Source organism: Pseudomonas sp. R3-52-08, from assembly GCF_003851745.1.
Classification (GTDB): Bacteria; Pseudomonadota; Gammaproteobacteria; order Pseudomonadales; family Pseudomonadaceae; genus Aquipseudomonas.
This window is the reverse complement of sequence record NZ_CP027730.1, coordinates 2,536,094-2,552,677: the sequence shown is the minus strand read 5'-3', so window position 1 is coordinate 2,552,677 and position 16,584 is coordinate 2,536,094. Positions and strand designations below refer to the sequence as shown.

Annotated in this window: 14 protein-coding genes; 4 read left to right on the top strand and 10 right to left on the bottom strand. The window is 63.1% G+C overall.

Features of this window, described 5'->3' with window-relative positions; all coding sequences use genetic code 11:
- Positions 1–39: 39 nt before the first annotated feature.
- Positions 40–867, bottom strand: coding sequence for a glutathione-dependent disulfide-bond oxidoreductase (gene yghU, locus C4J91_RS11810; protein ID WP_124362481.1), 828 nt, complete (start codon positions 865–867; stop codon positions 40–42).
- A 46-nt stretch (positions 868–913) separates the two neighbouring features.
- Positions 914–2,140: an MFS transporter gene (locus C4J91_RS11805; protein ID WP_124362480.1), complete on the bottom strand. Its 1,227-nt coding sequence runs from the start codon at positions 2,138–2,140 to the stop codon at positions 914–916.
- A 101-nt stretch (positions 2,141–2,241) separates the two neighbouring features.
- On the opposite strand from C4J91_RS11805, the gene C4J91_RS11800 reads away from it, so the two are divergent.
- On the top strand, positions 2,242–3,192 hold the full coding sequence (locus tag C4J91_RS11800) for an AraC family transcriptional regulator (RefSeq protein WP_124362479.1): 951 nt from the start codon (positions 2,242–2,244) through the stop codon (positions 3,190–3,192).
- 170 nt (positions 3,193–3,362) lie between these two features.
- On the opposite strand, the gene C4J91_RS11795 is transcribed toward C4J91_RS11800, so the two are convergent.
- Positions 3,363–4,130 carry an SDR family NAD(P)-dependent oxidoreductase gene (locus C4J91_RS11795; RefSeq protein WP_124362478.1) on the bottom strand — a complete coding sequence of 256 codons (768 nt, stop codon included), beginning with the start codon at positions 4,128–4,130 and terminating at the stop codon, positions 3,363–3,365.
- Positions 4,131–4,268: 138 nt separating this feature from the next.
- Between C4J91_RS11795 and C4J91_RS11790 the strand changes: the two genes are divergently transcribed.
- Complete coding sequence (locus C4J91_RS11790; protein ID WP_124362477.1) at positions 4,269–5,417, top strand: aldose epimerase family protein; 1,149 nt, start codon at positions 4,269–4,271, stop codon at positions 5,415–5,417.
- 127 nt (positions 5,418–5,544) lie between these two features.
- On the opposite strand, the gene araH is transcribed toward C4J91_RS11790, so the two are convergent.
- From araH to C4J91_RS11755, 7 genes are read right to left on the bottom strand one after another with little or no spacing between them, the layout of a single operon-like run.
- Positions 5,545–6,513 (bottom strand): L-arabinose ABC transporter permease AraH, encoded by a 969-nt coding sequence (gene araH / locus C4J91_RS11785; protein WP_124362476.1) that lies wholly within the window; start codon positions 6,511–6,513, stop codon positions 5,545–5,547.
- A gap of 9 nt (positions 6,514–6,522) precedes the next feature.
- Entirely contained in the window at positions 6,523–8,025 is a 1,503-nt protein-coding gene (araG, locus tag C4J91_RS11780) for an L-arabinose ABC transporter ATP-binding protein AraG (protein WP_124362475.1), read from the bottom strand.
- On the bottom strand, positions 8,022–9,026 hold the full coding sequence (locus tag C4J91_RS11775; protein ID WP_124362474.1) for a substrate-binding domain-containing protein: 1,005 nt from the start codon (positions 9,024–9,026) through the stop codon (positions 8,022–8,024). The genes araG and C4J91_RS11775 overlap by 4 nt, the downstream gene beginning before the upstream one ends.
- A 44-nt stretch (positions 9,027–9,070) precedes the next feature.
- The gene (locus C4J91_RS11770; RefSeq protein ID WP_124362473.1) at positions 9,071–9,934 is read right to left on the bottom strand and encodes an SMP-30/gluconolactonase/LRE family protein; all 864 of its coding nucleotides are present in this window, start codon (positions 9,932–9,934) and stop codon (positions 9,071–9,073) included.
- Between the two features lie 16 nt (positions 9,935–9,950).
- Positions 9,951–11,531, bottom strand: a complete 1,581-nt coding sequence (locus C4J91_RS11765) for an aldehyde dehydrogenase (NADP(+)) (RefSeq protein WP_124362472.1) — start codon at positions 11,529–11,531, stop codon at positions 9,951–9,953.
- 11 nt (positions 11,532–11,542) lie between these two features.
- Positions 11,543–12,532 (bottom strand): AraD1 family protein, encoded by a 990-nt coding sequence (araD1, locus tag C4J91_RS11760; protein WP_124362471.1) that lies wholly within the window; start codon positions 12,530–12,532, stop codon positions 11,543–11,545.
- A 15-nt stretch (positions 12,533–12,547) separates the two neighbouring features.
- On the bottom strand, positions 12,548–13,870 hold the full coding sequence (locus C4J91_RS11755; RefSeq protein ID WP_124362470.1) for an MFS transporter: 1,323 nt from the start codon (positions 13,868–13,870) through the stop codon (positions 12,548–12,550).
- 192 nt (positions 13,871–14,062) lie between these two features.
- On the opposite strand from C4J91_RS11755, the gene C4J91_RS11750 reads away from it, so the two are divergent.
- Positions 14,063–15,799, top strand: coding sequence for an IlvD/Edd family dehydratase (locus C4J91_RS11750; RefSeq protein ID WP_124362469.1), 1,737 nt, complete (start codon positions 14,063–14,065; stop codon positions 15,797–15,799).
- A gap of 48 nt (positions 15,800–15,847) precedes the next feature.
- The gene (locus tag C4J91_RS11745; RefSeq protein WP_124362468.1) at positions 15,848–16,570 is read left to right on the top strand and encodes a FadR/GntR family transcriptional regulator; all 723 of its coding nucleotides are present in this window, start codon (positions 15,848–15,850) and stop codon (positions 16,568–16,570) included.
- Positions 16,571–16,584: the final 14 nt, after the last annotated feature.

Below are 16,584 nucleotides of genomic sequence, written 5' to 3'. Positions count from 1 at the left end.
GATCCAAATGTGGGAGGGGGCTTGCCCCCTCCCACACTTTCAGTCCAAGTCGCTCGCACTATGGCGCTCGGCCAACTGATCATCACCGGACACCCGATTCACCCGCCGCCCGCGCTGCACCGCCGGCCGTGCATCGATCGCATCCGCCCAGCGCATGACGTGCTTGTATTCATGCACCGAGAGAAACTCCGCCGCCCCATACAACCGCCCTTTGACCAACCCGCCGTACCAGGGCCAGATGGCGATGTCGGCGATGGTGTACGCGTCCCCGGCAATGTATTCGCTCACCGCCAGGCGCTTGTCCAGCACATCCAGCTGGCGCTTGGCCTCCATGGCGAAACGATTGATCGGGTATTCCATCTTGCTCGGCGCATACGCGTAGAAATGCCCGAAGCCGCCGCCCAAGTACGGTGCGCTGCCCATCTGCCAGAACAGCCACGACAGGCATTCGGCACGGGCGGCAGGTTCGGCGGGCAAAAACGCGCCGAACTTCTCGGCCAGGTACTGCAGGATCGCGCCCGACTCGAACACGCGAATCGGCGCAGCGCCGCTGTGATCCATCAACGCCGGAATCTTCGAGTTCGGGTTTACCGCCACGAAACCGCTGCCAAACTGGTCGCCGTCGCCGATCTTGATCAACCAGGCGTCGTATTCGGCACCGGTGTGCCCGAGCGCCAGCAGCTCTTCGAGCAGGATCGTGACCTTCTGCCCATTGGGCGTGGCCAGGGAATACAGTTGCAACGGGTGCTTGCCGACCGGCAGCGCTTTTTCATGGGTGGCACCGGCGATGGGCCGGTTGATGCTGGCGAAGGTGCCGCCGCTTTCAGTGTCCCAGGTCCAGACCTTGGGGGGTACGTAGTCAGCCATGCTCGGTGCTCCTAAGGGGCGCTTGCGATCAACAAAGGGTTTAAGACTAAACCAAAGACGCGTGGCGCGTCACACTGGTGTCCCCTTCTTGCCCAGGCACCTGCACACGCAGAGCGATGAGCAAGGCCGCGAGCAACATCAACACACCCGCACCGATAAACACCCCACCGATGCCGCTGAAGCTGAACATCAGCCCGCCGCCGGCAGCGCCCGCCGCGATGGCCGACTGCACCGACGCGACCACCATGCCTCCGGCACTTTCCGCCTGGTCCGGCACCGCACGCGCGACCCAGTTCGACCACGCCACGGGTACGCCGCCAAATGCCATGCCCCATAGCGCCAGGAGCATCGCCTGGCCCGGCAGTGACGCAGGCAACCAGACCAGGGCCAGTGCCGCGATTGCCACCAACACCGGCATTAACACCAGTGTTGTGCGTGGGCGGCGCACCAGAAGCCAGCCGGCGAACAGCGTGCCGGCAAAGTTCGCCACGCCGAACCCCAGCAGCATCAGCGCCAACCCCTCGGTGTCGACCCCGGTGGTGCTTTCCAGGAACGGCCGGATGTAGGTGAACAGTGCGAAATGCGCGGTGTGCACCAGTACGCAGCCGAACATGCCGATGGCGATGCCGGGGCGCTGCAGTACGTCCACCACGGTGCGCAGGCGCGCGGTGCCATGGGGCGCCATGCGCGGCAGCGTGAAGGCCTGGAACGCCAGGGTCAGCAGGCCGACGGCGGCCGCCGCAATAAACGCACTGCGCCAGCCGTACAGGCCACCCAAATAGCTGCCCAGCGGCACGGCGACCACGGTGCCTAGGGCGATCCCGCTGAAAATGATCGACAGCGCACGGGGCAAGGACGCCGCCGGCACCAGGCGCATCGCCACTGCAGCCGCCATGCTCCAGAAACCGCCGAGGGCGATGCCCAGCAGGATGCGCATCAACAACAGCACCGTCAGGCTGGAGGACAACGCCACCAGCAGGTTGGAGGCGATCATCAGCGTGGAAAACCCCAGCAGCACGACGCGCCGGTCGATACCACGGGTCAGCCCAGGCACCAGCAGACCGGCAAACAGTGCTACCACCGCCGTCACCGTGACGGCTTGCCCGGCCAGCGCCTCTGTCACGCCCAGGTCCAGGGCCATCGGTGTCAACAGGCTGGCCGGCAGGTACTCCGCCGTGAGCAAGCCGAATACCCCCATCGCCAGGGAAAATACCGCCAGCCAGGCCGGTTCTGTCACAACGCCCGCAGGCGTATGGGCTGCACAATCAGTCATCGCAGGTCTTCCTCAAGTCATTGGCGAGGCGCTCAGTCTAGGTAGGCCGACCAGGATGATCTATGATACAAAACCTTGAGTTTTTAACCGAAACCCCGAGTATGACTTCAGTGGACGCATTCACCGCTTCTTCAGAGCTGATCAACGAGTTGCTGCGCGGCATGCGCCTGCGGGGTGTGCAGTACCGGCGCATCCAGGCCGGGCCCACATTCGGCATGGGCTTTGGCGCCCGGCCGGGCCACGCCTATTTCCACTTCATCGCGGCCGGCCGCGCCACGCTGCGCACTGAGGACGGCAGCCTTTTCGCACTGTCGGCCGGCAATGCGGTGTTCATCTCCCACGGCGGCGCGCACGCGCTGTTATCCGCAGCGGATGCCGATGTGCAGGACATCGACCATTTCGACAGCGCACCGTTGGGGGATACCGTGTGCGCCGTGAATGCATCACCCGATACCGTCCCCAGCCTGGTGTTGTTCAGTGCGTGCATGGAATTTGAGCTCGGCAGCCTCCAAGGGCTTGGCAACCTGATGCCGGCCCTGATGCTGATCGATGCCGCAGGCCAGCGTTACCCGGGGCTGATGCCGATCCTGGCGGTAATGGAACGCGAAATGTCTACGGCGCGCGTAGGCTTTGCCGGCATTCTTGCGCGCCTCGCCGATGTCGTGGCGGCGATGATCGTACGCGGCTGGGTCGAGTGCGCCTGTGGCAACGCCTCGGGCCTGGTGGCCGCGTTGCGCGACCCGCGCCTGGCCAGTGCCCTGCTCGCTTTGCACCAGCAGCCGGGCCACGACTGGAGCGTGGCGGAGCTGGCCGCCCAGTGTCATACCTCGCGCTCGGTGTTCGCTGACCGCTTCCAGGCCGTCCTCGGCATACCGCCACTGCGCTACGCCACGGAACTGCGCATGCGCCTGGCCAGCCAATGGCTGACCCTGGAACGCATGCCCATCGAAACCGTGGCGCAACGCCTGGGCTACACCTCCCAGGCGGCGTTCAGCCGTGCCTTCAAGCGCATCACCGGGCAGCCGCCGGGGGCTGCCAGGCGTTCGGCATGAAGCCTCGCGCGGCACGCGGCCTTCAAAGCCTGACCCGATCGAATAAACACCACTGTTCAAATGTGGGAGGGGGCTTGCTCCCGATGAGGGCATGTCAGTCAATGCATCCTTGACTGACCCACCGCTATCGGGAGCAAGCCCCCTCCCACAGTTGGACAGTGGCGCCTGGCCTAGACCCAACCGCCATCCACGATAAAGTTCTGCGCCGAACACATCGCCGAGGCATCGGAAGCCAAAAACAGCGCCATATTGGCGATATGCTCGGGCATCACGCTGCCCGGCAGGCACTGGCTGCGGGCGATCAGCTCACGGGCCGCATCGTCCACCCACATGGCCAGTTGTTTTTCCGTCATCACCCAGCCTGGCACCAGGGTATTGACGCGGATGTGGTGGGGGCCTAACTCCCGCGCCAGGCCACGGGTCATGCCGTGGGCGGCGGCCTTGCTGGCGGCGTACACCGGGTAGCCGGCGGAGGCCATCATCCAGCCGACCGAGCCCAGGTTGATGATCGAGCCGCCACCGGCCTGTTTCATCATTGGTACCACGGCCTTGGCGGCAAAGAAGGCGTGCTTGAGGTTGACCGCAATCAGCCGGTCGAACATTTCCGAGTCGATTTCTTCCAGGGTATGGCGTACGTCGTTCGCCGCGTTGTTGACCAGCACCGTGATCGGGCCGAGGGAATGTTCGAAGCGCCCGATCGCCGCGCGATAGCCGATCTCGTCGGTGATATCGCAGCATTCGAACTCAACGCTATGCCCGTTGGAGTTCAACAGCGCAGCCAGGCGTTCGCCCTGGCTTTGGGCGCGGTCCACGAACGCCACCTTGGCGCCCTGGGCGGCGAACGCCCGCACCATGAACTCGCCAATCCCGGAAGCCCCGCCGGAGATCAATACGGTCTTGCCTTTGAGGTCGGGATACAGGGCCTGCTGAGTACTCATAACGTGATGCCTCGATCAATTAGTCTTATTTTATTTTACGAAATCGGCGTTAAAGGCTATAAATTCGCTGTCTCAATCGTGAAATATCGCACATTAGTAGAACTATTCAATCCAAAAACAACAAAAGGAAGTTCGACCATGAAGCACCCTCGATACCTGCTGTCCGGCCTGGCGATGTCCATGTTGATCGCCAGCGGCGGCGCCCAGGCCGCAGGCCTGACCAGCGAACACAAACCCTTCGGCAAAACCAATGACGGCACCGCCGTCGAACAATACGTGTTGCGCAACAGCCATGGCATGCAAGCCACGGTGATTACCTACGGCGGTGTGCTGCAATCGCTGAAGGTGCCGGACAAACACGGCAAGGTCGACGACGTGGTGCTGGGCTTTGACGACGTACAAGGCTATCAAGGCGGTACCGCATTTTTCGGCGCGACCATCGGCCGCTTCGGCAATCGCCTGGCCGGCGGTGCCTTCGAACTCGATGGCAAACGCTACCAGGTGCCGCTCAACGACGGCCCCAACTCGCTGCATGGCGGCGCCCAGGGCTTCGACAAGCAGGTGTGGCAAGCCAAGCCGGTCAAGGACAAGGACTCGGTCGGGGTCACCCTCACCTACCTGTCCAAGGACGGTGAAATGGGTTTCCCCGGCAACCTGAAAACCGAAGTCACTTATCGCCTCAACGACAAGAACGAGCTGCACATCGACTACAAGGCCACCACCGACAAACCGACCGTGCTCAACCTCACCAACCACAGCTACTTCAACCTGGCTGGCGCGGGTAATGGCGATATTCTCAAGCAGGTCGCCACCTTGCACGCCAGCCATTACACACCGGTGAACGCCACCCTGATTCCCACCGGCGAACTGGCGCCGGTCAAGGGCACGCCGATGGATTTCCTCAAGCCTACCGCCATCGGCCAGCACATCAAGGAGGATCATCCGCAGCTCAAGTTCGCCGAACCGAAACAGGGTGGGTTCGACTTCAACTGGGCACTGGACACCAAAGGCGACGTGAAGCAACTGGCGGCCGAGGTGCATGATCCTGAATCGGGGCGGCGTTTGCAGCTCTATACCAGCGAACCGGGCGTGCAGTTCTACACCAGTAACTTCCTGGATGGTTCGGTGAAGGGCAAGGCTGGCAAGACCTACCAGCACTGGAGTGGGTTCACCCTGGAGACCCAGCACTTTCCGGATGCGCCTAACCAGCCCAAGTTTGCCTCGACCCGCTTGAACCCTGGGCAGACCTACACCCAGAACACCATCTTCAAGTTCACCGCCAACTAAAACCCTACATTGATCGTTCCCACGCTCCGCGTGGGAATGCCGCCTGGGACGCTCCGCGTCCCGGTTCAGAAGTGGACGCAGAGCGTCCCGGGGTGCATTCCCACGCAGAGCGTGGGAACGATCAAGTTCAGCGTTGTTTCATGCGGTCGATGACGACGGCCAACAGCAGGATCGAGCCGCGAATCACGTACTGGTAGAAGGTATCGATGTTCTTCAGGTTCATCGCATTTTCGATAATCGCCAGGATCAATACCCCGGCGATCACATGGCGGATCATGCCGATACCGCCACTCAACGACACCCCGCCCAGCACGCAAGCGGAAATCACCGTCAGCTCGAAGCCCTGGCCGATCATCGGTTGGCCGGAGGTCATGCGCGAGGCCAGGATCACCCCGGCCAGCGCGCCGATCAAGCCGTGCACGGCGAAAATCAGGATCTTGGTGCGATCCACATTGACCCCCGCCAGCAACGCCGCTTCCGGGTTGCCGCCGATGGCCATGGTGTTGCGCCCGTAGGTGGTGTAGTTGAGCAACCAGCCAAAGAACAGGAAGCACACGATGGTGATCAGGATCGGCACCGGCACCCCCAACAGCTGGCCGTTGCCGAACACGAAGAACTGATCCTGGGACACGCCCACCGCTTTGCCGTCGGCGAAGATATAGGCCAGGCCACGCACGATCTGCATGGTCGCCAGGGTGGTGATCAGCGCGTTGACCCGCAGCTTGGCGATCACGATACCGTTGATCAACCCCACCATCAGGCCCATCAGCAGCGCCGCGCCGATGCCGAGCATCACGCTGTCGGTGTCGCGCATCACAATCGCCGCGACCACGCCGGCGCAGGCAATCACCGAACCCACCGACAAGTCGAAATGCCCGGAGGCCAGGCAGAACAGCATGGTGCACGCCGCAATCCCCACCGTGGAAATCGCCAGGCCCAGCCCGCGCATGTTCAGCGGCGAGAGGAAGTTATCGATCAGCAAGGCACACAGGACAAAGATGCCCACCGCCGCCAGCAGCATCGCCCAGTTGTCGAGCAAGGCGCGCAGGTCGAGGGGTTTGCGTGCCGAGGGCAGCGCGTTGTTTTGAGTGGTCATGGTCGTCTCTCAGTTCGCCAGGCCGCGCGGCAAGGCCAGCTGCAGCAGGTTGGATTCAGTCGCGTGTGCGCGCAGTTGTTCACCGCGCAAGGCGCCTTCGCACAGCACCAGGATGCGGTCGGAAATGCCCATGACTTCCATCAGGTCGCTGGACACCACGATCACCGCGATGCCCTGCGCCGCGAGGTTATGGATGATCTGGTAGATCTCGGCCTTGGCGCCGATATCGATGCCACGGGTCGGTTCGTCCAGCAGAAGCACCTTCATCGGCATCGACAGCCAGCGGCCGAGGATGGCTTTCTGTTGGTTGCCACCGGACAGGTACATGATTTTCTGCGCCGCGTTCGGGGTCTTGACCTTCATCGCCTTGATCTGGTGGTCGGCGTTGCCTTTCTCCCAGCCATCGCGCAACAGCCAGCCGAACGCGGAATGCGCGCCACGGGCACTGATGTTGATGTTTTCGGCGACGCTGGACAGCGGAATGATGCCTTCCTTCTTGCGGTCCTCGGGGCACAGCAGCACGCCGGCCGCGATGGCATCGCGAGGTGAGCGCAATTGCAGCGGTTCACCGCACAACTCCAGGCTGCCGGCACTGGCACGCTCCAGGCCGCTGAGCAGTCGGAACAGTTCCGTGCGCCCTGCCCCTACCAACCCGAACAGGCCGAGGATTTCGCCTTTGCGCACCTCAAAACTGATCGGTTCGCGCAAGCCGGGACCGAGCAGACCGTTGACCTTCAGGGCAACTTCGCCGTGCTCGCGCGGGCGATAGTCGTAGATGTCCTGGATATCGCGGCCGACCATGCAGGTCACCAACTGGTCGTGGTTCAGCGCGCTCATGTCATCGAAGGTGCGCACGAAGCGGCCGTCCTTGAACACCGTCACCGCGTTGCAGATACGGAACACCTCCTCCATGCGGTGGGACACGTACAACACCACTTTACCCTCATCGCGCAGGCGCGTGATGATCGCCATCAAGCGATCGATCTCCCGCGCCGAGAGGCTGCTGGTCGGTTCATCGAAGGCGATCACATGGGCGCCACGGGACAGCGCCTTGGCGATTTCCACCAGTTGGCGCTGGCCCAGAGACAAGCGCCCGAGCTTTTCCTGGGGGTCGATTTCATCCGCCAGGCCCTTTAGGCATGCCAGCGCCTGCTGGCGCAGCACGCTGCGGTTGACCACGCCAAAACGCGACGGTAAATGCCCGAGGAACAGGTTCTCGGCAACCGTCATCTCCGGCACCAGGTGCAATTCCTGGTGGATCACCGCGATGCCGCTGGCAATGCTGTCGGCGGCGCATTTGAAGGCCATGACCTGCTCGCCGATCTGCACCGTGCCGGTGCTGGGAATATAGGCGCCGCCGAGGATCTTCAGCAGCGTCGATTTACCCGCACCGTTCTCGCCCATCAGGGCATGCACTTGCCCCGGATGGGCGGTGAAGCTGATGCCGTCGAGCGCCTTGACCCCAGGGAAGGTTTTGCCGATACCGTCAAAACGCAGGGCCGCAGCGGTCATTTCCACAGCCCGATCTTGGTCAGTTCCGCCTGGAAGTTCTCGCGGGTGATCAGGGTCACTTCGTCCATGGCGGTGTACTTCGGCGGTTCAGTGCCTTTGGTGACCCACTCGTACATCATCAGCGCGGTGTTGTAGCCCTCGATATGCGGGCTGGGCAGCATCGAGCCGAAGAAGCCGCTGTTGGCTTTCTTCAATTCGCCGATGGCGTCGGTGCCATTGATGCCGATGCCGATCACATTAGCCGCTGCGAAGCCGGCGCTTTCGGTAGCACGTACGCCACCGAGCACGGTGTTGTCGTTCATGCCGCCGATGATCAGGTTTTTTGCGCCGCCAGGCAGCTTGACCAGCGCCGAGTTGGTGGCGTCCATGCTGCCTGGGACGTCGAGGGTTTTCAGCGCGGCGGTCAGGATATGGTCCTTGGGAATGCCGGCTTCTTCCAGGGATTTGATCGAGCCGTCGGTGCGTTTCTTGCCGGTGTCGAGTTCGTTGAAAGTGTTGATCACCGCATAGGTGTCCTTCCAGTCCCAACCACGTTTTTTCGCTTCGGCGGCCATGGCGGCGCCCTGCTTCTGGCCCACTTCGAAGGCGGCCATGCCCAGGTACGGCACGTCCTCCATGAAGTTGCCCTTGGCATCGACGAAACGGTCATCCACCGCGATCACTTTCAGGCCGTTGGCCTTGGCCTTGGCGACAATCGCCGGGCCCAGGGACACATCCGGCGGGCAGATCACGAAACCCTTGGCGCCGTTGGCGGCCAGGCTGTCGATGGCCGAGAGGGTTTTTTCACCGTCGGGCACGGCGATCTTGATCACAGTGAAACCGTGCTCCTTGCCGGCTTTTTCGGCGAAGGCCCATTCGGTCTGGAACCAAGGCTCTTCGGCCTGCTTGACCAGAAAGCCGATCTTCACTTCTTCAGCAGCCAGCAGCAGGCCGCTCAAGCTCATGGCCGAGACCGCCACAGCGGCGCAGCACAGGGAACGCAAACCACGACGACGATTCATACGGGTGACTCCTTGTTGTTGTTTTTGAATATTCGTTTTTCGGTTCATCCGGCGAAGCGGTGACAGGGCTTGCCTGGCACCTCCACTTGCAGGCTCAGTACCGCACCGTCCAATGGGTGATCCAAGGGGCTGGCGGCGCTGGTGATATACAGGGTGGTCAGATCAGGCCCACCAAACACGCAACTGGTGGGGCGGCTGACGGGCAGTTCGACGATGCGGTCCACCTGCCCTTCAGGCGTCAGGCGCAGCAGGCAACTGCCGTCCCAGCGCGCATTCCAGATGTAGCCCTCACTGTCCATGGCCGAGCCGTCCGGCCCGCCGCGTTCGTGGGCAGCGAACCAGGTCCGGGCGGCGTCGAGCTGGCCGTCAGGCTGAATGGCATGCCGGTACAGCGTGCCATCCAGGCTGTCGCCGAAATGCACATGGCCGCCGTCGTCGCTCCATAACAGCGTGTTGGGAATGCCCAGCCCGCTCAGCAGCGGCGTAACCGTCGCATCGGCGTCGATACGAAACAGCCCGCCGGAGCGTCGCGTGATGGGCAGGTCTTCACCGTGGGCGCCGATGTTGTTCTGCATGGTGCCCAGCCACAGTCGGCCCTGGGCATCGCAACGGGCTTCGTTGCCGCGGTTACCCGGTTGTGGGTCAGCCACGCACAGCAAGGTCAGGGCTTCGGTGCTCAAGTCCAGCCGGTACACACCGCTGCTCAGGGTCACCAGCGCATCCCCGCTTTCGCAGGGGATGAACGCCGAGACGTGTTCGGGTAATTGCCAGACTCGCAACTGCCCGTCCATCAGGCGCAGGGCCTGGCGGGCGGCGATATCCACCCAATACAGGGCCTGGGACGGAGCATCCCAGAACGGCCCTTCGCCCAACCGGGCACGGTGCGGGGTGACTGCGCTCAACGACATGAAGCCTCCGGATGACTTACAGGGATTCTCGAGACGGCGCGCCATCCACCAGCCGCTGGATACGCAACGGGTTAGCGTTTTTCAGCGCGTCGGGCAGCAGGCTATCAGGGTAGTTCTGGAAGCACACCGGGCGCAGGAACCGATCGATGGCCAAGGTGCCGACCGAGGTGCCACGGGCATCGGAAGTGGCCGGGTACGGCCCGCCGTGCACCATCGAATCGCAGACTTCCACACCGGTGGGGTAACCGTTGAGCAGGATGCGCCCGACTTTCTGCTCCAGCAGCGGCGTCAGCTCGGCGAACTGTTGCAGGTCGGCCGGTTCGCCAATGATCGTGGCGGTCAACTGCCCGTGCAGGCCGTGCAAGGCGGCGCTGAGCTGGGCCTGGTCGGCGACTTCGACGAACACCGTGGTCGGGCCGAACACTTCTTCCTGCAGCACTTCATCGCCGTCGATCAACAGGCGCACATCGGCCTTGAACAACTGCGGCTGGGCCTGGTTGCCCGATTGGGCGTTGCCCGCCAGGTGCTCGATACCGGGGTGAGACAGGAGCTTTTCCAGGCCCTTGCCGTAGCTGCCCAAGGTGCCCGCGTTAAGCATGGTTTGCGCTGGTTGCTCGCCGATCAGCTTCGCGACCTGTTGCGTGAACGCGCTGAACGCTGGGGACGTGATGCCGATCACCAGGCCAGGGTTGGTGCAGAACTGACCACAGCCTTGCACCACCGAGGCGGTCAGGTCGCGGGCGACGCTGTCGGCGCGGGCTTGCAGCGCCTGCGGCAGCACGATGACCGGGTTGATGCTCGACATCTCGGCAAACACCGGGATCGGCTGCGGGCGCGCCGCCGCCATATCGCACAGGGCACGGCCGCCCTTGAGCGAGCCGGTAAAGCCGACGGCCTGGATCGCCGGGTGCTTGACCAGCGCTTCGCCAACGCCGCCGCCGAAGATCATGTTGAACACGCCCGCCGGCATTTCGGTGGCTTGGGCAGCGCGGATGATCGCATCGGCCACCTGCTCCGCCGTCGCCATATGCCCGCTGTGGGCCTTGAATACCACCGGGCAACCGGCTGCCAGCGCAGCGGCGGTATCACCGCCGGCGGTGGAAAATGCCAGGGGGAAGTTGCTGGCGCCGAACACCGCGACCGGGCCCAGGCCGATGCGGTATTGGCGCAGGTCCGGACGCGGCAATGGCTGGCGATCCGGCAGCGCTTTGTCGATGCGCGCGCCGTAGAAATCACCGCGACGCAACACGGTAGCGAACAGGCGCATCTGGCCGCTGGTACGCCCACGTTCGCCTTTGATGCGCGCCGCCGGCAAGGCGGTTTCGCGGCAGACCAGTTCGACGAAATCATCGCCCAATGCGTCCAGCTCGTCGGCAATCGCATCAAGAAATTGCGCACGGCGTGACGCGCTCAAGGCGCGGTAAGCCGGGTACGCGGCGGCGGCCGCTTTGACGGCGGCATCCACCTCCTGCGGGGTGGCCTGGTAGAACGCCTGGGGCAAGGCTTCGCCGGTGGTGGCGTCGACGCTCTGCAACTGGGTGCTGCCGTTGGCACTGCGCTGGCCGCCGATGTAGTTGTGACCGAGGAACTGAGGCATGGGGCTCTCCTTTAAAGGGTAATGACGTTGCCGGGTTCGAATGCCGCATCACTGCTGCCGACACGGTTGACCAGCGGCGCGCCGAATTCAACCTGGGTGATCTCGAACACGTCGCCGGCCTGGGTACGTATACCGTCGGCAAATGACAGCGTGGCAGTGCCGAAGAAGTGGATGTGCACATCGCCGGGCTTGAGGAACTGGCGGTATTTGAAGTGGTGGTATTCGAGGTTTTCCAGGCTGTGGCACATATTGGCCTCGCCGCTGAGGAATTCGTTCCGCCAGATTTCTTCGCCGTTACGCAGGATGCGGCTGATGCCTGCCAGGTGCTGGGGCAAGTCGCCCACGCGCAATTCCGGCCCGTAGCTGCAACTGCGCAGTTTGGAATGGGCCAGGTACAGGTAGTTCTTGCGTTCCATCACATGGTCGGAGAATTCGTTGCCCACCGCAAAGCCCACACGGTAGGGCTTGCTGTCCGGGCCGATCACGTAGAGGCCACCGATTTCCGGCTCTTCGCCGGCGTCTTCGGCAAACGGCGGTACCGGGAACGCTGCGCCGGGGCGCACCACGGTGCTGCCGTCGCCTTTATAGAACCACTCCGGTTGCACGCCCGCCTGCCCGGCGGCTGGCTTGCCGCCTTCAACGCCCCATTTGAAGATGCGCATGGTGTCGGTCAGGGCGGTGTCGTCACCGGCCTGGTGCATTTTGTCTCGCGCCGAGGCGCTGCCCAGATGAGTCAAGCCGGTGCCGCTGATCAGCATATGGGCCGGGTCCGGGTGGTCCAGTGGCGGCAGCACCTTGAGTTCGGCCAACAGCGCGGCGTAGTCGTGGCCGTCGCCCAGGCCAAGGCTGTTCACCTGCTGCTCAAGGCCAACACCGGCTTCGATCGCGGCCAGGGCCAATTCACGCACGCTGCGCGCCGCCTGAACTTCGCGCAGCTGTGTGCCTTGCACTACGCCGACGCGGCGTTCGCCGTTGGGCAACTCGAACTGAACTAAACGCATGCCATTTCTCCTGAATTAAGTACGTGTGGCGCCACGGGCACTGGCGGCGAATTGGTCGGCGGGCAGCACATGCTTGCGTTCCAGCAGGCGGTAGACCACCAGGGTCAGCACCAGCCCGAACAGCATCACACCGGATAGGAAGTACAAGCCCGACGCCAGGTTGCCGGTGTATTCCTTGAGCGCACCGATCACGAACGGGCCGATGTAGCCGCCAAGGTTGCCCACCGAATTGATCAACGCGATACCGGCCGCCGCACTGGCACCGGCGAAGAAACGCCCCGGCAAGGTCCAGAACACCGCCGTGCAGGAAAACATCGCGAACGCCGCCAGGCACAGGGCCGCCATCTGCAGCACCGGCACACTGAGCCAGGCGCTGAAGAACAGGCCGATGGCGCCCAGTACATAGAGCACGGCGAGGTGGCCGTAACGGTCATTCAAACGGTCTGAACTGCGCGGGATGATCAGCAGGCCGATGATGCCGAAAATGTACGGCACGGCGGAGATGAAACCGGTGGTGAGGTCACTGCCGCCAAATTGCTTGATCAAGGTCGGCAGCCACAGGCCCAGGCCGTAGATGCTCAAGGTCACCGGCAAATAGAACAGCGCCAGCAGCAACACGCGCTTGTCCTTGAGCGCATGCAGCGGGTTGCCGTGGCGGGTCTGGCCGTAGGCTTGCAGGTCTTTGTTGAGCTCACCGGTGAGCCAGGCCTTCTCTTCCTCGCTCATCCACTTGACTTGTTTAGGGCCGTCCGGCAGGTAGCGCAGCACCGGCCAGGTGAGCAGGATCGCCGGGGTGCCGATCACGATGAACAGCCACTGCCAGCCGTGCAGGCCCAGGGTGCCGTCCATGCCCAGCAAGCCGCCGGACACGGGCCCGGTGATCATCATCGCGATCGGTTGGGAGAGGATGAACAGCCCGAGGATCTTGCCGCGATGGCGCACCGGGAACCATTGGGTGATGTAGTACAGCACGCCCGGAAAGAACCCGGCCTCGGCCGCGCCGAGCAGAAAGCGCATCACATAGAAGCTGTGCGGCCCTTGTACGAAGGCCATGCCGATGGTGATGGTGCCCCAGGTGATCATGATGCGGGCGAACCAGCGCCGCGCGCCAAAGCGGTCGAGCATCAGGTTGCTGGGAATCTCGAACAGGAAGTAGCCAATGAAGAACAACCCCGCGCCCAGGCCATAGGCCGCATCGCCGATGCCGACGTCGGCGCCCATGTGCAGCTTGGCGAAGCCCACGGCGGAACGGTCCACGTAGGCAATCAGGTACAGCAGGATCAGGAAGGGAATCAGTTTCAGCGTGATGCGCCGAATAAGCCGCAGTTCCTGGCTCATGGGGTCGATCTCCGATTGTTGTTTTTATAGAAGCTCGGGGGACGCCTCTCGCGAAAATCCGCCAGGGTCATACCTCAGTTGAGAAAGACTATATAGTAGGACTATTTGCAAAACAACTCTTCCAAAGCTTCGATTTTGCGCTTATGTTTAACCACGCTCAGAACATATAGTCATACAATAAGAGAATCGATCATGTCTGATAAAAAGCCCGGCCTACGCTCCGCCCAGTGGTTCGGTACTGCCGACAAGAACGGCTTCATGTACCGCAGCTGGATGAAGAACCAGGGCATTGCCGACCATCAGTTCCATGGCAAGCCGATCATCGGCATCTGCAACACCTGGTCGGAGCTGACCCCGTGCAACGCGCACTTCCGCCAGATCGCCGAGCACGTCAAACGCGGCGTGATCGAAGCCGGTGGCTTCCCGGTGGAATTCCCGGTGTTCTCCAACGGCGAATCCAACCTGCGCCCCACCGCCATGCTGACGCGCAACCTGGCGAGCATGGACGTGGAAGAAGCGATTCGCGGCAACCCTATCGATGGCGTGGTGCTGCTCACCGGCTGCGACAAAACCACCCCGGCGCTGCTGATGGGCGCCGCCAGTTGTGATGTGCCGGCCATCGTCGTCACCGGCGGGCCGATGCTCAACGGCAAGCACAAGGGCCAGGACATCGGCTCGGGCACGGTGGTGTGGCAGCTCAGCGAACAGGTCAAGGCCGGCACCATTACCCTGGATGATTTCCTCGCGGCCGAAGGCGGCATGTCGCGCTCGGCGGGTACCTGCAACACCATGGGCACCGCGTCGACCATGGCCTGCATGGCCGAGGCACTGGGCACCTCCCTGCCCCACAACGCGGCGATTCCGGCAGTGGACGCACGGCGTTATGTGCTGGCGCACATGTCGGGCATGCGTGCAGTGGAGATGGTGCGCGAAGACTTGAAACTGTCGAAGATCCTCACCAAGGAAGCCTTCGAAAACGCGATCCGGGTGAACGCGGCCATCGGCGGTTCGACCAACGCGGTGATCCATTTGAAAGCCATCGCCGGGCGCATCGGCGTCGAGCTGGACCTGGACGACTGGACCCGCATCGGGCGTGGCATGCCGACCATCGTCGACCTGCAACCCTCGGGGCGCTTCCTGATGGAAGAGTTCTACTACGCCGGCGGCCTGCCCGCCGTACTGCGCCGCCTGGGCGAAGCCAACCTGATCCCGCACCCGAATGCCTTGACCGTCAACGGCAAAACCTTGGGCGAGAACACCAAGGACTCACCGATCTACGGCCAGGACGAAGTGATCCGCACCCTCGACAACCCGATCCGCGCCGACGGCGGCATCTGCGTGCTGCGCGGTAACCTGGCGCCGCTGGGTGCAGTGCTCAAGCCGTCTGCCGCCAGTGCCGAGCTGATGCAGCACCGAGGCCGCGCGGTAGTGTTCGAAAACTTCGACATGTACAAGGCGCGCATCAACGATCCGGAACTGGACGTGGACGCCAACTCGATCCTGGTCATGAAAAACTGCGGGCCCAAGGGTTACCCAGGCATGGCCGAAGTCGGCAACATGGGCCTGCCGGCCAAATTGCTGGCCCAAGGCGTGACCGACATGGTGCGGATTTCCGATGCGCGCATGAGCGGTACCGCCTATGGCACGGTGGTGCTGCATGTGGCGCCGGAAGCCGCAGCGGGCGGGCCGTTGGCGGCCGTGCAGGAAGGTGACTGGATCGAACTCGACTGCGCCAACGGGCGCTTGCACCTGGACATTCCCGACGCCGAATTGGCGTCGCGCATGGCCGACCTGGCGCCGCCCGAGAAGCTCATCGTCGGCGGCTATCGCCAGCTGTACATCGACCATGTGCTGCAGGCCGACCAGGGTTGCGACTTCGACTTCCTGGTGGGCTGCCGTGGCGCCGAAGTCCCACGGCATTCCCACTAATTGGGATGCTATGATGCGGCGAATTTAAGCCAGAGCCTGCCCGTCGTTATGGATCACCAGCCGCCCAAGCCGCGCAAGAGCATGCATGCCCAGATCGTTCAGGACTTGGGCATGCACATCGTTTCCGGGCGCTTCAAGCCGGAAGAAAGACTGCCCATGGAAGCCACGCTGTGCGAGGAATACAAGGTCAGCCGTTCGGTGTTGCGCGAGGCGACGCGGGTGCTCAGCGCCAAGGGCCTGGTGTATTCCAAGCCTCGGGTGGGCGCCGTGGTGCGGCCGCGCTTGAAGTGGCACCTGCTCGACCCGGACGTGCTGTCCTGGTTGATGCAGTCCACGCCCCACAGCGAGTTTTTCAACACCCTGGCCGGCGTGCGGCGCATTCTCGAACCGGAAATCGCCGCCATGGCCGCGACCACCGCCACCGATGAGGACATCGCCACCATCGAAAAAGCCTATGTGGGCATGGAAACCGCGAAAACCCACGAAGACCTGTTGCAGGCCGACCTGGACTTTCACCGCGCCATTGCCGACGCCACCCGCAACGACCTGCTCGCCTATATGTGCAACATGCTCTCTTTGCCGTTGCGCGAGTCGATCAACATCACCAACCGCCGCCCGGATATCCAGGGCCTGAGCCTGCCCCGGCACAAGGCGATCCTCACCGCGATCAAAAACCGCGACGCGCTGGGTGCACGGCATGCATCTTTGGTGCAGTTGGATGACACACGGGTGGCGTTGGATACAGTGATGAATGTGCTCACGCCGTTGTAGCGCGCCCAGGGGAT